Annotated in this window: 16 protein-coding genes and 1 pseudogene; 14 read left to right on the top strand and 3 right to left on the bottom strand. The window is 62.9% G+C overall.

Annotation, left to right across the window (positions count from 1 at the left end; translation table 11 throughout):
• Positions 1 to 89 precede the first annotated feature (89 nt).
• On the top strand, positions 90 to 1970 hold the full coding sequence (gene ftsH / locus Q0K17_RS02290) for an ATP-dependent zinc metalloprotease FtsH (RefSeq protein WP_294539454.1): 1881 nt from the start codon (positions 90 to 92) through the stop codon (positions 1968 to 1970).
• Between the two features lie 87 nt (positions 1971 to 2057).
• Here the strand turns inward: ftsH and Q0K17_RS02285 are convergent, their stop codons facing one another.
• Positions 2058 to 2378, bottom strand: coding sequence for a rhodanese-like domain-containing protein (locus Q0K17_RS02285; protein ID WP_294539450.1), 321 nt, complete (start codon positions 2376 to 2378; stop codon positions 2058 to 2060).
• A 271-nt stretch (positions 2379 to 2649) separates the two neighbouring features.
• On the opposite strand from Q0K17_RS02285, the gene Q0K17_RS02280 reads away from it, so the two are divergent.
• From Q0K17_RS02280 to Q0K17_RS02225, 12 genes are all read left to right on the top strand, one after another.
• Positions 2650 to 3045 (top strand): OadG family transporter subunit, encoded by a 396-nt coding sequence (locus tag Q0K17_RS02280; protein ID WP_294539447.1) that lies wholly within the window; start codon positions 2650 to 2652, stop codon positions 3043 to 3045.
• Between the two features lie 16 nt (positions 3046 to 3061).
• Entirely contained in the window at positions 3062 to 4249 is a 1188-nt protein-coding gene (locus tag Q0K17_RS02275; RefSeq protein WP_294539444.1) for a sodium ion-translocating decarboxylase subunit beta, read from the top strand.
• Positions 4250 to 4373: 124 nt separating this feature from the next.
• Positions 4374 to 6032, top strand: a complete 1659-nt coding sequence (locus Q0K17_RS02270; protein WP_294539441.1) for a hypothetical protein — start codon at positions 4374 to 4376, stop codon at positions 6030 to 6032.
• Between the two features lie 225 nt (positions 6033 to 6257).
• Complete coding sequence (locus Q0K17_RS02265) at positions 6258 to 7460, top strand: glycosyltransferase (protein ID WP_294539438.1); 1203 nt, start codon at positions 6258 to 6260, stop codon at positions 7458 to 7460.
• Positions 7461 to 7475: 15 nt separating this feature from the next.
• Positions 7476 to 8447, top strand: coding sequence for a hypothetical protein (locus tag Q0K17_RS02260; protein ID WP_294539435.1), 972 nt, complete (start codon positions 7476 to 7478; stop codon positions 8445 to 8447).
• On the top strand, positions 8441 to 9571 hold the full coding sequence (locus tag Q0K17_RS02255) for a glycosyltransferase family 4 protein (protein WP_294539432.1): 1131 nt from the start codon (positions 8441 to 8443) through the stop codon (positions 9569 to 9571). The genes Q0K17_RS02260 and Q0K17_RS02255 overlap by 7 nt, the downstream gene beginning before the upstream one ends.
• On the top strand, positions 9561 to 10469 hold the full coding sequence (locus Q0K17_RS02250) for a hypothetical protein (RefSeq protein WP_294539429.1): 909 nt from the start codon (positions 9561 to 9563) through the stop codon (positions 10467 to 10469). The genes Q0K17_RS02255 and Q0K17_RS02250 overlap by 11 nt, the downstream gene beginning before the upstream one ends.
• Positions 10470 to 10491: 22 nt before the next feature.
• A complete protein-coding gene (locus tag Q0K17_RS02245) occupies positions 10492 to 11604 on the top strand; it encodes a glycosyltransferase (RefSeq protein WP_294539426.1) in 1113 nt (370 codons plus the stop codon).
• Positions 11601 to 12539 (top strand): alpha-1,2-fucosyltransferase, encoded by a 939-nt coding sequence (locus Q0K17_RS02240; protein ID WP_294539423.1) that lies wholly within the window; start codon positions 11601 to 11603, stop codon positions 12537 to 12539. The genes Q0K17_RS02245 and Q0K17_RS02240 overlap by 4 nt, the downstream gene beginning before the upstream one ends.
• 13 nt (positions 12540 to 12552) lie before the next feature.
• Positions 12553 to 13581, top strand: coding sequence for a glycosyltransferase family 2 protein (locus Q0K17_RS02235; RefSeq protein ID WP_294539421.1), 1029 nt, complete (start codon positions 12553 to 12555; stop codon positions 13579 to 13581).
• Between the two features lie 12 nt (positions 13582 to 13593).
• Positions 13594 to 15144, top strand: a complete 1551-nt coding sequence (locus tag Q0K17_RS02230; RefSeq protein WP_294539418.1) for an oligosaccharide flippase family protein — start codon at positions 13594 to 13596, stop codon at positions 15142 to 15144.
• Entirely contained in the window at positions 15141 to 15983 is an 843-nt protein-coding gene (locus tag Q0K17_RS02225; protein ID WP_294539415.1) for a family 6 glucosyltransferase, read from the top strand. Before Q0K17_RS02230 ends, Q0K17_RS02225 begins: the two co-directional genes overlap by 4 nt.
• A gap of 73 nt (positions 15984 to 16056) precedes the next feature.
• On the opposite strand, the gene Q0K17_RS02220 is transcribed toward Q0K17_RS02225, so the two are convergent.
• Both Q0K17_RS02220 and Q0K17_RS02215 read right to left on the bottom strand, forming a co-directional pair.
• Positions 16057 to 17010, bottom strand: coding sequence for a transketolase family protein (locus Q0K17_RS02220; RefSeq protein ID WP_294539413.1), 954 nt, complete (start codon positions 17008 to 17010; stop codon positions 16057 to 16059).
• Positions 16998 to 17867: a transketolase gene (locus Q0K17_RS02215; RefSeq protein ID WP_294539410.1), complete on the bottom strand. Its 870-nt coding sequence runs from the start codon at positions 17865 to 17867 to the stop codon at positions 16998 to 17000. The genes Q0K17_RS02220 and Q0K17_RS02215 overlap by 13 nt, the downstream gene beginning before the upstream one ends.
• Before the next feature lie 494 nt (positions 17868 to 18361).
• Between Q0K17_RS02215 and Q0K17_RS02210 the strand changes: the two are divergent.
• Positions 18362 to 18504 (top strand): annotated as a pseudogene (locus Q0K17_RS02210) (sulfide/dihydroorotate dehydrogenase-like FAD/NAD-binding protein); the annotation flags it as partial.

Genomic DNA, 18504 nt, shown 5'->3' with positions numbered 1-18504 from the left:
CAAAATGACTTCACGGGCTGTTCATTTTTGAGGTCCATGCTATACCCATGGGCCGGAAGGCCCATTTCAAAAGAGAGGATTGTTTTTGTATGCAGGAGACCAAGAAACCCCGTGATCCCAAAAAATCTCTTGGGATCAGTTATCTGGTGATCTTCCTCATCGTGCTGCTGTTCAACACCCTGGTGTTCCCCATGATGCTGCGCGCCGGGGTCCAGCAGGTGGACTACGGCACCTTTTTGCAGATGCTGGAGGAGGACAAACTCAGCACCGTGCAGATCGACGATGAGAAGATCTATTTTATCGACAAGGAAAACAACAGTTACGAGACCAACGCCATTGCCCAGGACCTGAAACTGGTGGACCGGCTGGAGGATGCGGGCGTCAAGTTTGACAAGGTCATCAACGACCCCGGCCCGCTGGACACCATCCTGAATATCATCCTCATGTTCCTGCCCATGATCCTGCTGGTCACCTGGATCAGCTACATGATGCGCAAGCGGATGAACAACATGGGCGGCCCCAACGCCATGATGTTCGGTACCGGCAAATCCGGCGCCAAGCAGTATGTGGTGGAGGAAGGCACCGCCATCAAGTTTGCCGATGTGGCCGGCGAGGACGAAGCCAAGGAAAGCCTGCAGGAGATCGTGGATTTCCTGCACAACCCCCAGAAATACGAGACCATCGGCGCCAAGATGCCCAAGGGCGTGCTGCTGGTGGGCCCTCCGGGTACCGGCAAGACCCTGCTGGCCCGGGCTGTGGCCGGCGAGGCCGGCGTGCCCTTCTTCAGCATCGCGGGCAGTGAGTTCGTGGAGATGTTCGTGGGCATGGGAGCCTCCAAGGTGCGGGATCTGTTCAAACAGGCCGGCGAAAAAGCGCCCTGCATCGTCTTTATTGATGAGATCGATACCATCGGCAAAAAGCGTGACGGGGCCTCCGGTATGGGCGGCAACGATGAGCGGGAACAGACGCTGAACCAGCTGCTCACCGAGATGGACGGCTTCGACGCCACCAAGGGCGTCATCATCCTGGCCGCCACCAACCGTCCCGAATCCCTGGACCCCGCCCTGACCCGCCCCGGCCGTTTTGACCGCCGGGTGCCGGTGGAACTGCCCGACCAGAAAGGCCGGGAAGAGATCCTGCGCCTGCACGCCAAAAAGGTCAAGCTGGGCCCCGACTGCGACTTTGCCATTGTGGCCCGCATGACCTCCGGCGCTTCCGGTGCCGAACTGGCCAACATCATCAACGAGGCCGCCCTGAGCGCCGTGCGCCATCAGCGCATGGCCGTGACCCAGTACGACCTGCAGGAGGCCGTGGACACCATCCTGGCCGGTGCCCAGAAGAAGAACCAGATCCTCAACGACAGAGACCGCAGCATCGTGGCCTACCACGAAGTGGGCCACGCCCTGGTGGCGGCCATCCAGACCAACAGCGCCCCGGTGCAGAAGATCACCATCGTGCCCCGCACCTCCGGCGCCCTGGGCTTCACCATGCAGGTGGAGCAGGGGGACCAGGTGCTCATGAGCAAGGAACAGCTGCTGGCCAAGATCGCCACCTTCACCGGCGGCCGTGCCGCTGAAGAACTGGTCTTCGGCTCGGTGACCACCGGCGCCTCCAATGATATCGAGCAGGCCACCCGGCTGGCCCGGGCCATGGTCACCCGCTACGGCATGACCGACGACTTCGACATGGTGGCCCTGGAAACGGTGAACAACGCCTACCTGGGCGGAGATGCCTCCCTGGCCTGCAGCGAGACCACCGCCGCCGACATCGACCGCCAGGTGGTGCAGATCGTGCGCACCCAGCACCAGAAAGCCCTGCAGATCCTGCGGGAAAACCGGGGCAAACTGGACGAGATCGCCCAGTATCTGTATGAAAAGGAGACCATCAGCGGCGAAGAGTTCATGCGCATCCTCACCGCGGTGCCCCAGCTGCCTGCCGGGGAAAAGGGCGAAACCCCGGCCCAATCCTGACACTCCCTGTCTGCTATAGAAAAAGACCCCCGCCCCGGAAGCTGTCTTCCGGGGCGGGGGTCGCTTTATGCGGAAATCAGGGAACGGTTACTTTTCCACCGGGCCGGTGTAGTCCAGGATGCCGCCGATGTTCTCCGCCTTGGTGTAGCCGTGGGCCTTCATCCAGCTGGTGGCCTGACCGCTGCGGGCGCCGCTGCGGCAGTACAGGAACACCGGGGTGTCGGCGGAGGGCAGGGGAATGCCCGGGGTGTCCAGCAGATGCAGGGGCAGATTGCGGCTTCCGGGCAGATGGCCGGCGGCATACTCCTCACTGGTGCGCACATCCAGCAGCACGGCGCCGGGGGTGGCCTGGAACCGGGCAAAGCCCTCGTTGATATCGGTACGGCGGAACATATCCAAAAAGCTCATGACAGACCTTCCTTTGCTTGTAAGAGGTGGTGGGACCCGGCCCGCAGAGGCCGGGTCTTTCTGTATTAGTATACTACAAACCGGAACAAAGTTCTGTGACACTGTTACTGATATTCGGGCATTTGTCGGCGAACGTACCAAATTTTTTGAAAAAAGTGCTACACAAACCGTGCGGAACGTGCTATAATGTTGCTAAATTGGCCGCGTCTGCGGCCACTGCCTGTACTACGCGGGTCGACGCCGCGGTATGCTGCAAGGAGGAATCGAAACTATGTCCCACGTCGCAATGCTCGCCCTGGAATTCGGCGATGCAAACGTAGTCGTGACCAGCCTGGTGCTCGTGTTCGGCATGCTGGTCGCCCTGTGCCTGATCATCACGCTGGAAGGCAAGATGATGGACCGGGCCGAAAAGCCCGCGGCCCCCAAACCCGCCGCACCCAAGCCTGCCGCACCGGCCCGCCAGCCCGCTCCGGCGCCCGCGCCTGCCGCCCCTGCGGTGGAAGCCGGGATCCCCGCTGAGGTGGTGGCCGCCATTGCCGCCGCCGTTGCCTGCACCGAAGGCGGCGGTGTCATCCGGGCCGTGCGCCGTGCGCCTGCTGCCGGTTCCCGCCGCGGCAACTGGGGCGATGCCGGTGTTGTGGCCAACACCACGCCGTTCCTGGCATGAAGGGTGAGGTGAGCGTATGAGCATCATTCAGAATATTTCGGAAATCTTCGCCAATTCCGGCTGGGCCCAGATCTTCTTTGCGGAGGGCGGCTGGAAGTACGCCATCATGCTGGTGGTGGCCTGCGTGCTGCTGTACCTGGCCATCGTCAAACAGTTCGAACCCCTGCTGCTGCTGCCTATCGGCTTCGGCATGCTCATGACCAACCTGCCCCTGGACGGTCTGTTCCATATGGAGATCTTCCTGAACGAGACCAACCACATCAACTGGGAACTGCTGGGCAGTTCCGGCGGCATGGCCGACTATATCTACCTGGGCGTCAAGCTGGGCATTTACCCGCCCCTGATCTTCCTGGGCATCGGTACCATGACCGACTTTGAACCCCTGATCGCCCGACCCTCCAGCCTGCTGCTGGGCGCTGCCGCCCAGCTGGGCATCTTCTTTACTTACCTGGGCGCCAAGCTGCTGGGCTTCACCGGCCCTGAAGCTGCCTCCATCGGCATCATCGGCGGCGCCGACGGCCCCACGGCCATCTTCACCACCACCAAGCTGGCCCCCCATCTGCTGGGCTCCATCGCGGTGGCCGCCTACTGTTACATGGCGCTGGTGCCGGTCATCCAGCCGCCCATCATGCGCGCCCTGACCACCGAAAAGGAACGTCAGATCATCATGGAGCCCCCGCGCCGGGTCTCCAAGACCGAAAAGATCATCTTCCCCATCATGGTCACCATCATTGTCAGCCTGACCCTGCCGGATGCAGCCATCCTGGTGGGCTGCCTGATGATGGGCAACCTGATGAAGGAATCCGGCGTGGTGGAGCGTATCACCAAGACCGCCGGCAATGAACTGATGAACATCATCACCATCTTCCTGGGCTTCAGCGTGGGCTGCACCACCAACGCGTCCACCTTCCTGAACGTCCAGACGGTGGAGATCATCGTCCTGGGCGTCATCGCCTTCGGTGTGGGCACCGCCGGCGGTGTGCTGCTGGGCAAGGTCATGTGTGCCGCCACCCACGGCAAGATCAACCCCCTCATCGGCTCCGCCGGTGTTTCTGCCGTGCCCATGGCCGCCCGTGTCTCCCAGAAGGTGGGTCAGGAATACAACCCCCGCAACTATCTGCTGATGCACGCCATGGGCCCCAACGTGGCCGGCGTTATCGGTTCCGCTGTGGCGGCCGGTATCCTGATCAACATGTTCAGCTGATACCTCCTGCCTGCATGAACAAAAAAAAACCCGCACCGCTTTTCCGCGGCGCGGGGGTTTTTTTGTGACCGGGCTCATGGTATAATGATATGGTTCAGGAACGAAAAGGGAGGATGGAAAACATATGCCGGAACGTTCACGACTCTCAGAGCGTATATATCGAACCTTTCTGTTTTTGATTCTGGCCATGGGGGTGTTCTGTTTCGGGGCCATTGTGATCCTGTTGCTGTTTTACAGCCATGTCTGGTATCCCTTCAAGGCAGGCTGCCCTGTTTCCAACAAAATTCTGCTGATCCCGGTGATGCTCCTGTCGGCAGGGGCGGTTGTGTGGCTCCGCAGGCAGGGGTGGCAGGACAAGACTTTTGATCGTTTGGTCGCAATTTCCGTTCCGGGGCTGTTTCTGCTTCAGATTTTTTTGTTCTATCAGATTTTCTTTGAGAGTGGATGGGACGCAAACGTGGTGACCGAAGCCGCCCGGGCGATTGTGGCCCGGGATACAGAATCTCTGCAGGATGTCTCAGGGTGGTATTTCTCCCACTATCCCAATAACCTGTTGCTGACCCTGATCATCAGCTTGCTGCTGCGAATCAACGGCGCTCTGGGCCTGTTTGCCGGAGACTATGAACTGATGTCGGTGGTGCTGGTGAACAGCGCTTTGTCCCTGGGAACCGCCGTGCTGGTGTACAGGACACTAGTCCTGCTGGGAACCGGCAGGCGGGCAGCGTTTCTGGGCTACGGGTGGACGGTGCTGCTGCTGGCCTTCTCCCCCTGGAATGTGATCGTGTATTCTGACGCTCTGGGACTGTTGTTTCCTCTGGCGGTCCTTTATCTGGGGTTGCGCCGGGATATTCCGCCTCTCCTGCAATGGCCGCTGATCGCCGCCGTTGCGTATCTGGGGTATCAGATCAAACCTACGGTGTTCATTGTGCTGATCGCTCTGGTGGGGGTCCGTTTGCTGGAAGCGCTGTACCGGCTGGCCCGGGGACAGCAGATCGTATGGGCGCAGGTGCGGCGCCGGGGCGTGGCGCTGCTTCTGGCTGCGGTCACTCTTGTGGTGATTCACGGAGCGCTGAACCAGGCGTACCGAGCCGCCGGACTGGTGATTGATGAAAACCAGCGGTACAGCCTCTATCACTTTCTGATGATGGGACAGAATGATGTGAGCAACGGCGGATATTATGAGGGGGATGTGGGATTCTCCACTTCTTTTCCGGGATACGAGGAGCGCAAGGAAGCCGACAAGGCAGTGGCGCTCCAGCGTATACAGAGCCGCGGACTGACCGGACAGCTTGTCTTTACCGCCAGAAAGGTACTCAGCGACTATAATGACGGCACCTTTGCCTGGTCTATGGAAGGCAATTTTTACCGGGATATCAAGCCGGAGCCGTCCGCGGCGGCGGGACCGCTGCGGGATTTCTTTTACAGCACGGGCCAGTACTATCCGATATTTCAGACAGCGGTCCAGGGGCTGTGGTGGGGGACCCTTCTGCTGGTACTGGTCTCAGCGGCGGCAGCCCTGTATGATCTGGCCGGAAAGAACCAGTGCAGTCAGGCGTATCTGGTTGTGCTGGTCTCCCTCATCGGCGTGACCTTGTACGACGCTATTTTTGAGACCCGCGCCCGGTATCTGTATATTTATGTGCCATTTTATATCCTGTGTGCTGTGCTGGCCCTGCAAAGAATGTCCCGACGGGGGACGGAACCGTGCCGGACCAAGGTGATCGGGCCGCAGCTCCTGTCATCCTTGGGGTGCTCCGGCAGCAGGAAACAGCCCGGGGTGTGACCTGGACGGCGGAACATATCCGAAAGAAAAAACGACAGGGAACTGTATCCCTGTCGTTTTTTGCATATCTGCGATGCGCGCTTCTTTTCCAGGAGGAAGGTATTGTAAGGCAATCCGTCCGGGCCGTCAAGTTCAAGGGGTAAAATCCGCCCTTTCTCTTTCCTTTTATCGCCGTACGGGGTATAATAGATAAAATGCCGAATTATACGGGTTGGAGGGTTGAAGGTGGAAAAAACAAGCTACAACATCCTGCTGGTCCACTGCCATTACCGCCTGCCCGGGGGCGAGGACGCGGCCTTTGTGGACGAGCGGGCCCTGCTGGAAAAACACGGTCATAAGGTGTTCACCTACGAGCGCGCCAACGAGGGCGGCGCTCTGACTATGGGGCTGGAAGCGGTGTTCAGCTGGAAAACCTGGCGGGAGGTACGTGCCCTCATCCGCCAGCACCAGATCGATATTGTGCATGTGCACAACACCCTGCTCACCGTCAGCCCGTCGGTGTTCTGGGCCGCCCGCTCCCTGGGGGTGCCGGTGGTGCAGACGCTGCACAATTTCCGGCTCTTCTGCCCCAACGGGGTGCTGCTGCGGGACGGGCGGGTCTGTGAGGACTGCCCCCGCCGCCGCGGCGGGCTGTGGCAGGCGGTGCGCCACCGGTGCTACCGGGGCAGTCTGGCCCAGAGTGCTGTCTGTGCCTTTGTGTACGCCTTCCACCGGCTGCTGGGCACCTACCGCTGGGTGAACCTGATCACCCTCACCGACTTTGACAAACAGAAACTGCTGGAATTCAACACCCGCCGCCGGGTGTTCGACCCAAAACGCCTCTTCGTGCGGCCCAATACCGCCGCTTCGGGGGAGGCCCTGCCCCCGGTACTGCCCTGGTCACAGCGGAAAAACCAGATCGTCTTTGCCGGACGTCTGGAAGAACTCAAGGGCCTGCGCACCGCCGTGGAAGGCTGGAAGCTTCTGGCCCATGACCCCGATGCCCCCGAACTGCTGCTGGTGGGGGCCGGTCCTCTGGACGACTGGGTCCGGCAGCAGGCGGTGCCCAAGGTGCGGCTGCTGGGACTTCTGCCCCGGGGGGAGCTCCACGCCCTCTTTGCCCAAAGCCGGGGGGTGCTGGCCCCCAGCCTGTGCTATGAAAGTTTCGCCCTGGTCCCGGCGGAGGCCCACGTCATGGGCACGCTGGTGCTGGCCAGTGACCTGGGCAACGTGGGAGCCATGGTCCGCCCCGGGGTGGACGGCCTGCGCTTTGCCCCCGGAGACCCGGCCGCCCTGGCCGCCGCTGTCCGGGCATTGCCCGACCTGGGGCAGACCGCCGATCTGGACGCCATCCGCACGGCCGCCCTGGCCGCCTTCGGGCCGGAGGACAATTACCGCCGTCTGATGGAAATTTACCGCGCCGTCCTGGACGGGACGCCCGCGCCGTGATAAGGAGAACCCTGCATGAATCAACTGTACCGCGCCCTGCATATGCCCCCGGCGCGCCTGTTCAAAAAGCTGACCGGGTGGAAAGAGATCTACACCATCGCCCTGCGCCCGGTCCCCACCGCACCGGGATGCGACCCGCTGCCCGCGCTGGGGGAAGAACCGTATACGCCGCTGCCTGCCCGGGCGGGGGTGTGGTACGCTGACCCCCTGCTCTTTTCCCATGAGGGCAAGCGCTGGCTGTTCTGCGAAGCCTTCGACATGGCCAAAGGCAAGGGGGATATTGCGGTCATCGACCTCACCGACCCCCGCCATCCCGGGGAGCCCCGGACGGTGCTGAGCGAAGCCTTCCACCTCTCCTTTCCCACGGTATTCAGCTGGAACCGGGAGATCTGGATGATCCCCGAGACCGGCACCAATCACACCCTGAACCTCTACCGGCGCAGGCACTTCCCCGATACGTGGGAACTGGCCGCTTCCTTCCTGACCGGGGACAAGGAGCTGGCCGATACCATCCTGCTGGACATCCGTCCCGGGGGACTGGCCCTGCTCTGCAGCCAGGTCAAGGCGGACAACGGCCTGTACACCCGCTACCGCCGGTATGAACTGCGTCGGGAGGAACAGGCCGAAGGGGGCTTTGTGCTGGAAGAGGACGAGACCTTCGGGCTGGAAAACCGCAACTACGACCTGGGCGCCCGCAATGCCGGCCCCCTGTTCCGGTGGGCCGGCCAGACGGTGCGCCCCGCCCAGGTGAGCACCAAGGTGGACTACGGCGTCTATCTGCAATTCTGGAGCCGCCGGGATGAAAAAGAGTTCCCCCTGTGCGCCGCCATGCCTGCCAACGTCTCTGTGGAGGGGCTGGACCCGGCCACGGTCATCGGCATCCACACCTATTGCCGGGATGAGGAGATCGAGGTCATCGACGCCCGGTATCTGGCCAAAGTGGGGCCCGTTCCCGCACCCAAACAGGAGGATTCCAAGTCATGCTGACCATCGCCATTCCCCAGCTGTACTGCGGGGCTTCGGGCAAAAAAGGCGCCTACAACCGCCAGGAGGTGGGGCTGGCCCGGGCCCTGGCCGCCCAGGGCTGCCGGACCGTGGTGCTTTACCCGGCAGTGGGGGCCCAAGACATCGAGACCGAAGAACCGGCGCCCGGGGTAAAGATCCTGTATGTGCCCGCCAGTGCCTGGCGGGTCCATGCCTTTTATTCCACCTGGCAGCCCTTGCTGGATGAAAAAGTGGACGCCGTCCACGTCATGGGGGACAACTCCCTGGGGGTGCCGGGGCTGTACCGGTTCTGTCAGGAGCACGGCATCTTCTTTTACAGCCAGCTGGGGGCGGTGCGCTCCGACGCCCGCAACCCCCTGGTGCGGGCGGTGATGGACCTGCTCTGCCGCCGCAACCTGGCCATCTACCGCAAAACGCCCACCTATGCCAAGACCCTGGCGGTGCAGAACACACTGGAAGAAATGGGCGTGCCCTGCGCCGGGGTGCTGCCGGTGGGCCTGGACACTGCCATCATCCCCCAAGTACAGGGGACCAAACCGGAACTGCGGGCCCAGCTGGGCCTGGATCCGGACGCCCAGATCCTGCTCTTTGTGGGGCGGCTGGATACCTACAAGCGCCCCCTGGATCTGGTGCCCCTGCTGGCCGCCCTGCCGGAAAACTGGCAGGCGGTGGTCATCGGCAGCGGTGCCTTGGCGGAGACCCTGAAAGGGGAGATGCAGGCCGCCGGACTGGATCACCGCTGGGTGCACATCCCCAGCGTGCCCAACACCCAGGTACATGCCTATTACCACGCCTGCGACGTGTTTGTGAACTTCAACGACCATGAAATCTTCGGCATGAGCCTGCTGGAAGCCATGTACGCTGGCTGTGTGCCGGTGGCCCGCCACGCCCCCGGTCCCGACCAGATCATCGAGGACGGCATCAGCGGCCTGCTGCTGGACGGCGGCGCCGAAGTCTTTGCCGCCGGGGTACAGGCGGCGGCCTGCAGCGCTGCCATGGGGCAGGCGGCCCGCCAGCGCATCCGGGAACACTTTTTGTGGGACAACAGCGCCCGCACCGTGCTGGCCATGCTGCAACAGGAAGGGGTGCACCGGGATGGACAATGACGGCAAGCTGCTGGAACTGGCCCGCAACCTGGTCAAATCCGCCCGTTTCGGCTGGAAATACCGGGGGGTGACCGTGCTGTCCGCCGCCGAGGGCAACCGGCTGGCCAAGGAAGCCCTGGAACAGGGTAAGCCCTTCTGCTTCGGCCGCTGCGGCGCCACCGAGATGCGCACCGTGGCCGAATACCTGCAAACCGGCAGCCAGGACTTTTCCGACCGCATCCGGTGGGAGATCCGGGACCTGTCCGGGGTCTTTCCCACCGACGACGATACCCTGCGCCGCTTCTGCGAATTGTACATCCGCTGCGCCCAGCAGGCCGACCTGCTGGCCTTGTGGGACGTGGGGGCGGAGCGGCAGGTCATCCGGGGCTGCACCCACACCGCCTTCACCCAGCTGCGGGCCCTGGAACCCTATTACCATGAAGACCCCTGGAGCGCCGCCCTGGCCGGCAAAAAGGTGCTGGTGGTGCATCCTTTCAAAGAGAGTATCCTGTCCCAGTACCAGAAGCGGGAAGCCCTTTTCCCCGGCACGGATATCCTGCCGGAATTCGCCTCCCTGACGGTGGTGCAGGCGGTGCAGGGGCTGGCCGGACAGGACACCGGATATGCGTCCTGGTTCGATGCTCTGGCCGCCATGGAAAGCCAGATGGACGCCGCCGACTACGAGGTGGCCATCATCGGGGCGGGGGCCTACGGCCTGCCTCTGGCCGCCCACGCCCGGGACACCGGCCACATGGCCGTCCAGATGAGCGGGGCCACCCAGCTGCTCTTCGGCATCAAGGGCCGCCGCTGGGATGACCACCCGGTCATCGGCAAGCTGTACAACGATGCCTGGGTGCGGCCCCTGCCCGCCGAACAGCCCGCCGCCAAGGAAAAGGTGGAGGGCGGCAGCTACTGGTAAACACATCCCAAAGGAGAGTTTCATGCGCATCCTGATGATCGGCAACAATCTGGGCATCCAGAGCGGGGTGCAGCGGTATATCCAGAATCTGCTGCTCCACATGGATACCCAGACCTATCAGGTGGACCTGCTGGCCGGCCCCTGCCCGCCCAACCAGCAGAGCACCGGCCCCGCCCTGGAAGCCCACGGCGTGCACTGGTACGCCATCCCGGACGACGACAAAAAGCGTCTGCCCGCCCTGGTCAAGTTCCTGCGCACCCACAAGGGGTATGATATCGTGCACCTGCACACGGCCAGCAAGGTCAACGCCCTGGCCTGCGTGCTCATCCGGCTGTACTGCCCGGGGGCCAAGCTCATCGTGCACAGCCACATCGTCTACCCGCCCATGACCCTGGTCTGGCGGATGGCCCACGGGCTGTACCAGTGTACGGCCCACTGGTTCCTGGGCTGCGGGGTGGCGGCGGGACGGTTCGTCTTCGGGGACCACATCGACCAGAAAACCAACTTCACGGTGGCCTGCAACGCGGTGGACAAGGGCCGGTTCCATCCCGATGAAGCCGCCCGGGCCCGGGTGCGGGAACGGTATCACATCCCCGACTCCGCCCGTCTGTGCGGTTTTGTGGGACGGTACAACCACCAGAAAAACCTGCTGTTCCTGCTGGACGTCTTTGCCGCCATGGTCCAATCCGACGACCGCTGGCATCTGATGATGGTGGGCGGGGGCGAGGACCAGAAGGCCATCGACGAAAAGATCGCCCGCCTGGGCCTTTCGGACAAGGTCACCCAGACCGGCGTGCAGGAGGATATTCCCGCCTTCATGAACGCCTTCGACCTGTTCCTGCTGCCCAGCAACTTTGAGGGCAGCCCCATCACCCTGGTGGAAGCCCAGGGCTGCGGCACCCCCTGTCTGGCCTCCACCAACGTGCCGGATGACGGCGCCGTCACCGACCTGGTGCACTTCCTGCCCCTGGATGCGCCCCTGGATCAGTGGGCCGCCGCAGCCAACAAGGCTGCCCAGGGCGGCCCCCACGCCGACCACTGGGCCGAGCTGGAAGGGGCGGGCTACGAACAGCAGGAAGCCGCCCTGCGGATGCAGGCTTTGTACGAACTGCTGGCGGGGGTGGGGAGCAAATGATCTACGCCGAACTGGCCGGCGGGCTGGGCAACCAGATGTTCATCTATGCCTTTGCCCGGGCCCTGGGACTGCGCTGTGCCGAGCCCGTGACCCTGCTGGACCGGCAGGACTGGCGGGACGGCGCCCCCGCCCACACCAGATGTGCCCTGCAGGCGCTGAACATTGCCCCGGAGGTGCGGATCCTGGCGGAACCGGGTTTCGCCAAAGCCCACCTGCCCCGGCAGAATGCCGCCAAGGCCCTGATGATCAAATACGAGCAGCGGGGCGGCATGATGGACCGGGACTACACCGCCTTTGAGCGGCGGATGGCCCCGGTCCTCAACGCCCTGGGGCTGCATTTTGCCTCCGACGGCTATCTGCCCGCCCGCCGGGGCCACAGCAAGGACTTCCTGGCCTGGGGGTACTTCCAGGCGGAAGGCTATTTTGCCGATGCCGCCCCCCACATCCGCACCGAGCTGCGGGCCAAAGGGGACCTGCCCGGGGCAGCGGCCTCCGCTGCCGCCGCCATCGCCGCCTCTCCCTGTCCGGTGGCGCTGCACTGGCGGTGCGGGGACTACCGCAAGCCGGAAAATGCGGCTTTGCAGGTCTGCGGACCGGCCTACTACGCCGCGGCCTGCCGTGCGGTGCAGGAAGCCCTGCCCGGGGCGGAACTCTTTGTCTTTTCCGACGAACCGGACTATGCCCAGGCCCACCTGGACACCGCCGGCCTGCCCGCCGTCTTTGTGCGGGGCAGCTGGCCGGCGGTGTGGGACCTGGACCTGATGGCCCGGTGCCGTCATTTCATCCTGAGCAATTCCACCTTCAGCTGGTGGGGACAGTATCTGGCCGAACCGGAAGGGCGCCGCGTGTTTGCCCCCGACCGGTGGTACGCCAACGGCAAGCGCACCGCGCTGGTTGCCCCGGACTGGACCCTGCTGCCCACCCGCCAAGGATAAGGGAGGTACGCCCATGCGGCGCAACGAAGCAACACCCATCCGGTTTTCGGTGATCGTGCCGGTGTATAACGTGCAGAATTATCTGTGTGCCTGCGTGAAAAGCGTGGTGGAGCAGCCCGGTCCCAAGGACTGGGAGTGCATCCTGGTGGACGACGGCTCCACCGACCAGAGCGGGCAGATGTGCGATGCTTTCGCCGAGACCTGCCCCGGGGTCATCACCCTCCACCGGGAAAACGGCGGTCTGGCCGCCGCCCGCAACACCGGGCTGGCCGCGGCCACGGGAGAATGGATCCTCTTCCTGGACAGCGACGACCTCTGGCCTGCGGATATGCTGTCCAGACTGCGGGCCGCCCTGGACGACGCCCCGGGCTACGACTGGTATGTGGGGCGGTATCTGGAACTGGACGCCGCTGCGCCGAAATCTGAACCCGCCCCGCCGTCCCTGCCCGTCTTTACCCCCGGCCCCTATGAAAGCCCCGACTACGCCCGACGCGTCCAGAAACTCTACGAAAACGGCAACTGGTCGGTGTGGCGGTTCTGCATCCGTCGGGCCTTTCTGGAACAGTCCGGCGTGCAGTTCTGGCCCAAGGTGGTCTGGGCGGAGGATTATCCCTTCGACCTGCTCCTGCTCCACCACTGTACCCGGCTGTATTTCCTGGATTTTCCCATTACCATCTACCGGGTCAACCGGGCGGGGAGTCTTTTGAACAGCAACCTGCCCAAGCACTTTGTGGGCATCCTGGCCGCCCGCAAGGGATTCCGCAAGCTCTTTGCGGGACCCGGGGCCGGGGGCTTCACCCCGGAAGAACAGGCAGAGGTCTGGCGCCGGGTGGCCAACGTATTCTGGCCCCAGGCCCGGGCCGCCGCCGTGAAGGACAAGGGGGTCCGCCGTGCCTGTGCCGCGGGCATTGCCCGCTGCCGGGACCTGTACAACAAGGGCGAGCAGGCCTCCGGCCGTACGGACTGGGTTCTGTTCCGCTGGATGATCACCCTGCTGGGACCCCGGGCCGGACTGTGGCTGGCCGCACACCTGAAACACTAAGGAGAATCCGCCTTGCGAACCAAACGCACCCTCATCAATCTGGTGTATACCCTGGGGCAGAGCCTGGTGCTCCTTCTGCTGGGGCTTGTCACCCGCAAGCTCTTTGTCACCAACTTCGACGCCTTCGTTCCCGGGTACTCGGACACCATCAACAACCTCTTCAACTTCTTCTCCATCGCGGAGTTCGGGGTGGGCAGCGTCATCAGCTACCGCCTGTATGAGCAGATCGCCGCCAAGGACATCGACCGCATCAGCCGGTATATGTCCCTGTACAAGTGGGCCTACCGGGCGGTGGGGGCTTTCATCGCTCTCATGGCGGTGGTCTGCGCCTTTTTCCTGCCCCTGCTGGTGGTGCAGGAACAGGAACCGGACTGGCTCATGGTCTACGGCATCTACGCCATGACCGCCCTGTCCACCCTGTCCAGCTACTTCCTCATCACCCGGCGGCTCATGTACACCTGTACCCAGCAGGGGTATGTGTGTACCAAGATCGACCTGGGCTTCAACGTGGCCACCAGTCTGGCCAAGATCGCCATCGCCCTGTGGATCCCCAACTATTTCCTCTATTTCGGCATCCAGATCCTCTTCAACACCCTGGCCAACGTGGTGGTGGCCTGGAGGTACAAGAAGGACTTTCCCGAACTGTACGAGGCCAAGGTCACCCTGGCCGACTTCAAGGAACTGGGCATTTTCCACGATCTGCGGTACTATCTGGTGCACAAGCTGTCCAACACCATCTACGGCTCCTCGGACAACATCGTCATCACCAGCATGCGGGGCGCCGCCCTGGTCACCCGGACCGGCAACTATTCCACCATCTCCACCAGCGTCAACAACATCTGCAACAAGATCCTGGATTCCTTCGCCGCGGCCATCGGCAGCATCGTCTATGACCGGGACGCGGAGGCCGACGGCCATGCCAAGGCGGTGTTCTGGGGGCTGGACCTCTTCAGCTACTGCTTCGGCAGCTTTGTGGCGGTGGCTTATTTCTGCCTGTTCCAGCCCTTCATCCGGCTGTGGATGGGGGAGAGCTACCTGCTGCCCATGGCCTATGTGTTCTGGTTCTGCATGAACGAGTATATCGGCTGGAACCACCGGATGCTGGGCTCCTACCGGGCGGTGCTGGGCCATTTTGAGGAGGACCAGTGGTTCATGGTGGCTTCCGCCGTCAGCAATGTGGTGCTCAGCTTTGCCCTGGTCATCCCCTTCGGGCTGGCCGGGGTGGTGGCGGCCACCGTCATTGCCCACTGCTTCATGTGGATCGGCCGGGGCCGGGTGGTCTGCCGCCATTACATGAAGGGCTGCGGCTGGCGATACCTGGGCCTGCAGCTGGTCCACATCGGCACCCTGTTTGCCATCATGTTCTTCACATCCTGGCTGTGCAGCCTGTGCGGTACGGGCATCCTGGCCTTTGCGGGCAAGGTGTGCATCGTGGCGGTGGTGCCCAACCTGTGCAACCTGCTGCTTTACGGCTGGACCAGTGACGCCGCCTATCTCCGGGGCCGGGGCATGGAACTGGTCCGCAAACTGTCCGCGCGTCTGCGCAAGGAGGAAAACCCATGAGAGTCGGGATTCTGTACATCTGCACCGGGGCCTACACCGTCTTCTGGCCGGATTTTTTCCAAAGTTTTCAACAGAACTTCCTGCCTGGTGTGGAAAAAACCTACTATGTCTTCACCGATGCCGAGCACATCGACCATGACGACGATCCCGCCGTGCGCCGCATCTACCAGAAAGCCTATGACTGGCCCTACAGCACCCTCAAGCGGTTTGCGGTTTTTCTGAGCGCGGAGGAGGAACTGCGGGGCTGCGATTACCTCTATTTCGCCAACGCCAACCTGCTGTGCACCCAGACCATCACCCCGGCGGATGTGCTGCCCCGCCCGGAAAAGGGGGAGGACCTGGTGGTGGCCTGCCACCTGAGCTACTGGCACAAGAAGCCCATCTTCCTGCCCTATGACCGCAACCCCCGCTGCCGTGCCTATATGCCCTACAACGCCGGACAGATCTATGTGGCGGGGGGCTTCAACGGGGGCACGGCCCAGGCCTTCCTCTGGCTGTGCCACACCCTCAACGACCGCACCGAGGCCGACCTGGCCGACGGGGTGATTGCCCAGTGGCATGACGAAAGCCAGCTGAACCGTCTGGTGGCGGAACAGCCCCGGCGGTTCCGGGTCCTGGACCCGGGCTACTGCACCCCGGAGGATCTGGACTCGCCCTTTGAGACCCATCTTCTGATACGCCAGAAGAGCAAGTGGATCAACGTGGGGGCCATCAAGCACAACCAGGGGCCCCGTCGCAGTTTTGTGCGCCGCAAGTGGGAGGCCGCCTGCGAAAACTACCTGCCCTATCTTCTCTGTGCCCGGGATACCCTGCTGGGCAAGAAGGTGGAGAGCCGGTAAGCCCGCTTTCCTGTAAACAAAAAACAGCCCGGATGCTTCTGCCGAAACATCCGGGCTGTATTATTTTACTGGATTATTCCTCTTTGGCGAAATCCTGGATCTCGTTCGCGATGGCTTCCGCGGTCAGGCCGTACTCACGCAGCACGTCCCAGGCCGGACCGGAATGGCCGTAGGTGTCCTTCACGCCGATGCGGCGCACGGGGGTGGGGCACTTTTCGGACAGCAGGGAGCAGACCGCTTCGCCCAGACCGCCGATGATGCTGTGCTCTTCCACCGTGACGATCTTCTTGCATTCCTTGGCGGCGCGCAGCACCAGTTCCTCGTCCAGAGGCTTGATGCAGGGCATGTTGATGACCCGCACGCTCAGGGTGCCCTGCTTCTTCAGCTGCAGGGCGGCCTTCAGCACTTCGCTGGTCATCAGGCCGGTGGAGATCACCGCAATGTCGAACCCGTCGGTCAGGGTCTCGCCCTTGCCGATGGTGAAGGTGTACTTTTCCGGGTCGTGGAACACCGGGGTGGCCAGGCGGGAAAAGCGCAGGTAGACCGGGCCTTCATGGTTGTAGGCGGCCTTCACGCAGGCGCGGGCCTCCACATCGTCGGCCGGGCTCAGCACCACCATGCCGGGGATCGCCCGCATCAGGGCAAAGTCCTCACAGCACTGGTGGGAAGCGCCGTCCTCGCCCACGGACAGGCCGCCGTGGGTGGCGCCGATCTTCACATTCAGGTGGGGGTAGCCGATGGAGTTGCGCACCTGCTCCCAGGCGCGGCCGGAAGCAAACATCGCAAAGCTGGACACGAACGGCACATAGCCGAAGGTGCTCATGCCGGCGGCCACGCCCATCATGTTGGACTCGGCGATGCCGCATTCAAAAAAGCGCTTGGGGTAGGCTTTCTGGAATTTGCAGGTCTTGGTGGAAGCCGACAGGTCGGCGTCAAACACCACCACTTCGTCATGGCCGGCGTCGGCCAGGGCGACCAGGGCGTCCCCGTAGCTGTCGCGGGTGGCGATCTTCATTACTTCAGCCATTGCTCATACTCCTTTTCCAGCTGGTCGTAGGCCGCCTGCAGTTCCTGCATCGCGTGCTGGTATTCCTCATCATTGGGGCCTTTGCCGTGCCAGTCCACCGCGTTTTCCATGTAGCTCACGCCCAGGCCCTTGGTGGTGTGCAGCAGCAGGCAGGTGGGCTTGCCGCTGCCGTGGGCGCGGTCAAACAGCAGGAACGCCTGTTCCAGGTCGTTGAACGAGTTGCCGTTGCAGATGATGGTATTGAAGCCGAAGGCGTCCATCTTCTGGTCCAGCGGCTCGGTGTTCATCACGTTGGCGGTGGGGCCGTCGATCTGCAGGCCGTTGACATCGATCATGATGCACAGGTTGTCCAGCTTGTAGTGGGCCGCGAACATGAACGCTTCCCAGCACTCGCCTTCCTCGATCTCGCCGTCGCCCAGCATGGTGTAGACATTGATGTCCTTGCCCTGCTGCCGGGCGGCCAGGGCCATGCCGCAGGCGGCCGAAACGCCCTGCCCCAGGCTGCCGGTGCTCATGTCCACGCCGGGCACGGTGTTCATGTTGGGGTGGCCTTCCAGGTAGCTGCCGTCATGGCGCAGCGTGCGCAGATCTTCCACCGGGAAGAAGCCGCGCTCGGCCAGCACCGAATACAGCCCGGGCGCCGCATGTCCCTTCGAAAGCACAAACCGGTCCCGATCCGGGTCGTGGGGGTTTTCGGGATCGATCTGCATTTCTTTGAAATACAGATAGGTCAGCGCGTCCGCAGCGGAGAGACTGCCGCCGGGATGTCCGCTTTTGGCGGCATGAGTCGCTTCGATCACGCCCATACGCACACGGGTTGCAGTCATCTTCAGCTGCAACATTTCTTGCTTTGTCATAAATCGCGCTCCTCCAACAGGTTACTACCCGGCCGTACCGGGCGGGATTCCGGTCTATCTTCACCTACTCCTATTATACCAAAACCGCCGGCGGACGCAATCCTTTTTTTGCAGGAAAAACAGACCGCGCCCGCCACAGCCGCGGCGAGGGACCGGCAACCTTTTGTATATCGTCTTAGTATATCATAAAACCCGCCGGCGGGAAAGCCCCCAAAGCCCGTTTGTGCGCAAATTTTTTCGCAAAAAAGGGCCGGGGGCGCCGCCGGGGCCCGAAGCCGGCCGGCGCGGAAAAATTTCTTTACAGAATCCGCCAAATGCCGTACAATAAATGACAAAGGGTATCCGGGGGCCGGGCGGGTCCTTCGCCGCAGGGCGGCGCGGGGCCGGGTTCGCCTAACCGGGTGCCCCTTGGATCGGGCCGGCAGGCTGTGGCTGGCCGGTACTACGGGCGTGCGGGCCCAGCCCGCCGCCCCAGGAAAAGCGAGGGTACGACTGTGTTCAAAATCGTGAAAAGACGCGAACTGAACCCCACGGTAACGGAGCTGGTCATCGAAGCGCCGCTCATTGCCAAAAAGGCGCAGGCGGGTCAGTTCATCATCATCCGCGCCAAGGCGGACAGCGAGCGGATTCCGCTGAC

Origin of the sequence: uncultured Gemmiger sp. (assembly GCA_944388105.1) — a bacterium.
Classification (GTDB): Bacteria; Bacillota; Clostridia; order Oscillospirales; family Ruminococcaceae; genus Gemmiger.
This window is presented reverse-complemented; position numbering and strand designations above follow the sequence as displayed.

What these genes read in the sequence shown, in the direction of transcription:
- Q0K17_RS02250 (WP_294539429.1), top strand. Translation starts at nt 9,561, where the DNA reads ATGGACAATGACGGCAAGCTGCTGGAACTGGCCCGCAACCTGGTCAAA.
- Q0K17_RS02245 (WP_294539426.1), top strand. Translation starts at nt 10,492, where the DNA reads ATGCGCATCCTGATGATCGGCAACAATCTGGGCATCCAGAGCGGGGTG.
- Q0K17_RS02240 (WP_294539423.1), top strand. Translation starts at nt 11,601, where the DNA reads ATGATCTACGCCGAACTGGCCGGCGGGCTGGGCAACCAGATGTTCATC.
- Q0K17_RS02225 (WP_294539415.1), top strand. Translation starts at nt 15,141, where the DNA reads ATGAGAGTCGGGATTCTGTACATCTGCACCGGGGCCTACACCGTCTTC.
- Q0K17_RS02235 (WP_294539421.1), top strand. Translation starts at nt 12,553, where the DNA reads ATGCGGCGCAACGAAGCAACACCCATCCGGTTTTCGGTGATCGTGCCG.
- Q0K17_RS02220 (WP_294539413.1), bottom strand. Translation starts at nt 17,010, where the DNA reads ATGGCTGAAGTAATGAAGATCGCCACCCGCGACAGCTACGGGGACGCC.
- Q0K17_RS02270 (WP_294539441.1), top strand. Translation starts at nt 4,374, where the DNA reads ATGCCGGAACGTTCACGACTCTCAGAGCGTATATATCGAACCTTTCTG.
- ftsH (WP_294539454.1), top strand. Translation starts at nt 90, where the DNA reads ATGCAGGAGACCAAGAAACCCCGTGATCCCAAAAAATCTCTTGGGATC.
- Q0K17_RS02255 (WP_294539432.1), top strand. Translation starts at nt 8,441, where the DNA reads ATGCTGACCATCGCCATTCCCCAGCTGTACTGCGGGGCTTCGGGCAAA.
- Q0K17_RS02275 (WP_294539444.1), top strand. Translation starts at nt 3,062, where the DNA reads ATGAGCATCATTCAGAATATTTCGGAAATCTTCGCCAATTCCGGCTGG.
- Q0K17_RS02285 (WP_294539450.1), bottom strand. Translation starts at nt 2,378, where the DNA reads ATGAGCTTTTTGGATATGTTCCGCCGTACCGATATCAACGAGGGCTTT.
- Q0K17_RS02280 (WP_294539447.1), top strand. Translation starts at nt 2,650, where the DNA reads ATGTCCCACGTCGCAATGCTCGCCCTGGAATTCGGCGATGCAAACGTA.
- Q0K17_RS02260 (WP_294539435.1), top strand. Translation starts at nt 7,476, where the DNA reads ATGAATCAACTGTACCGCGCCCTGCATATGCCCCCGGCGCGCCTGTTC.
- Q0K17_RS02215 (WP_294539410.1), bottom strand. Translation starts at nt 17,867, where the DNA reads ATGACAAAGCAAGAAATGTTGCAGCTGAAGATGACTGCAACCCGTGTG.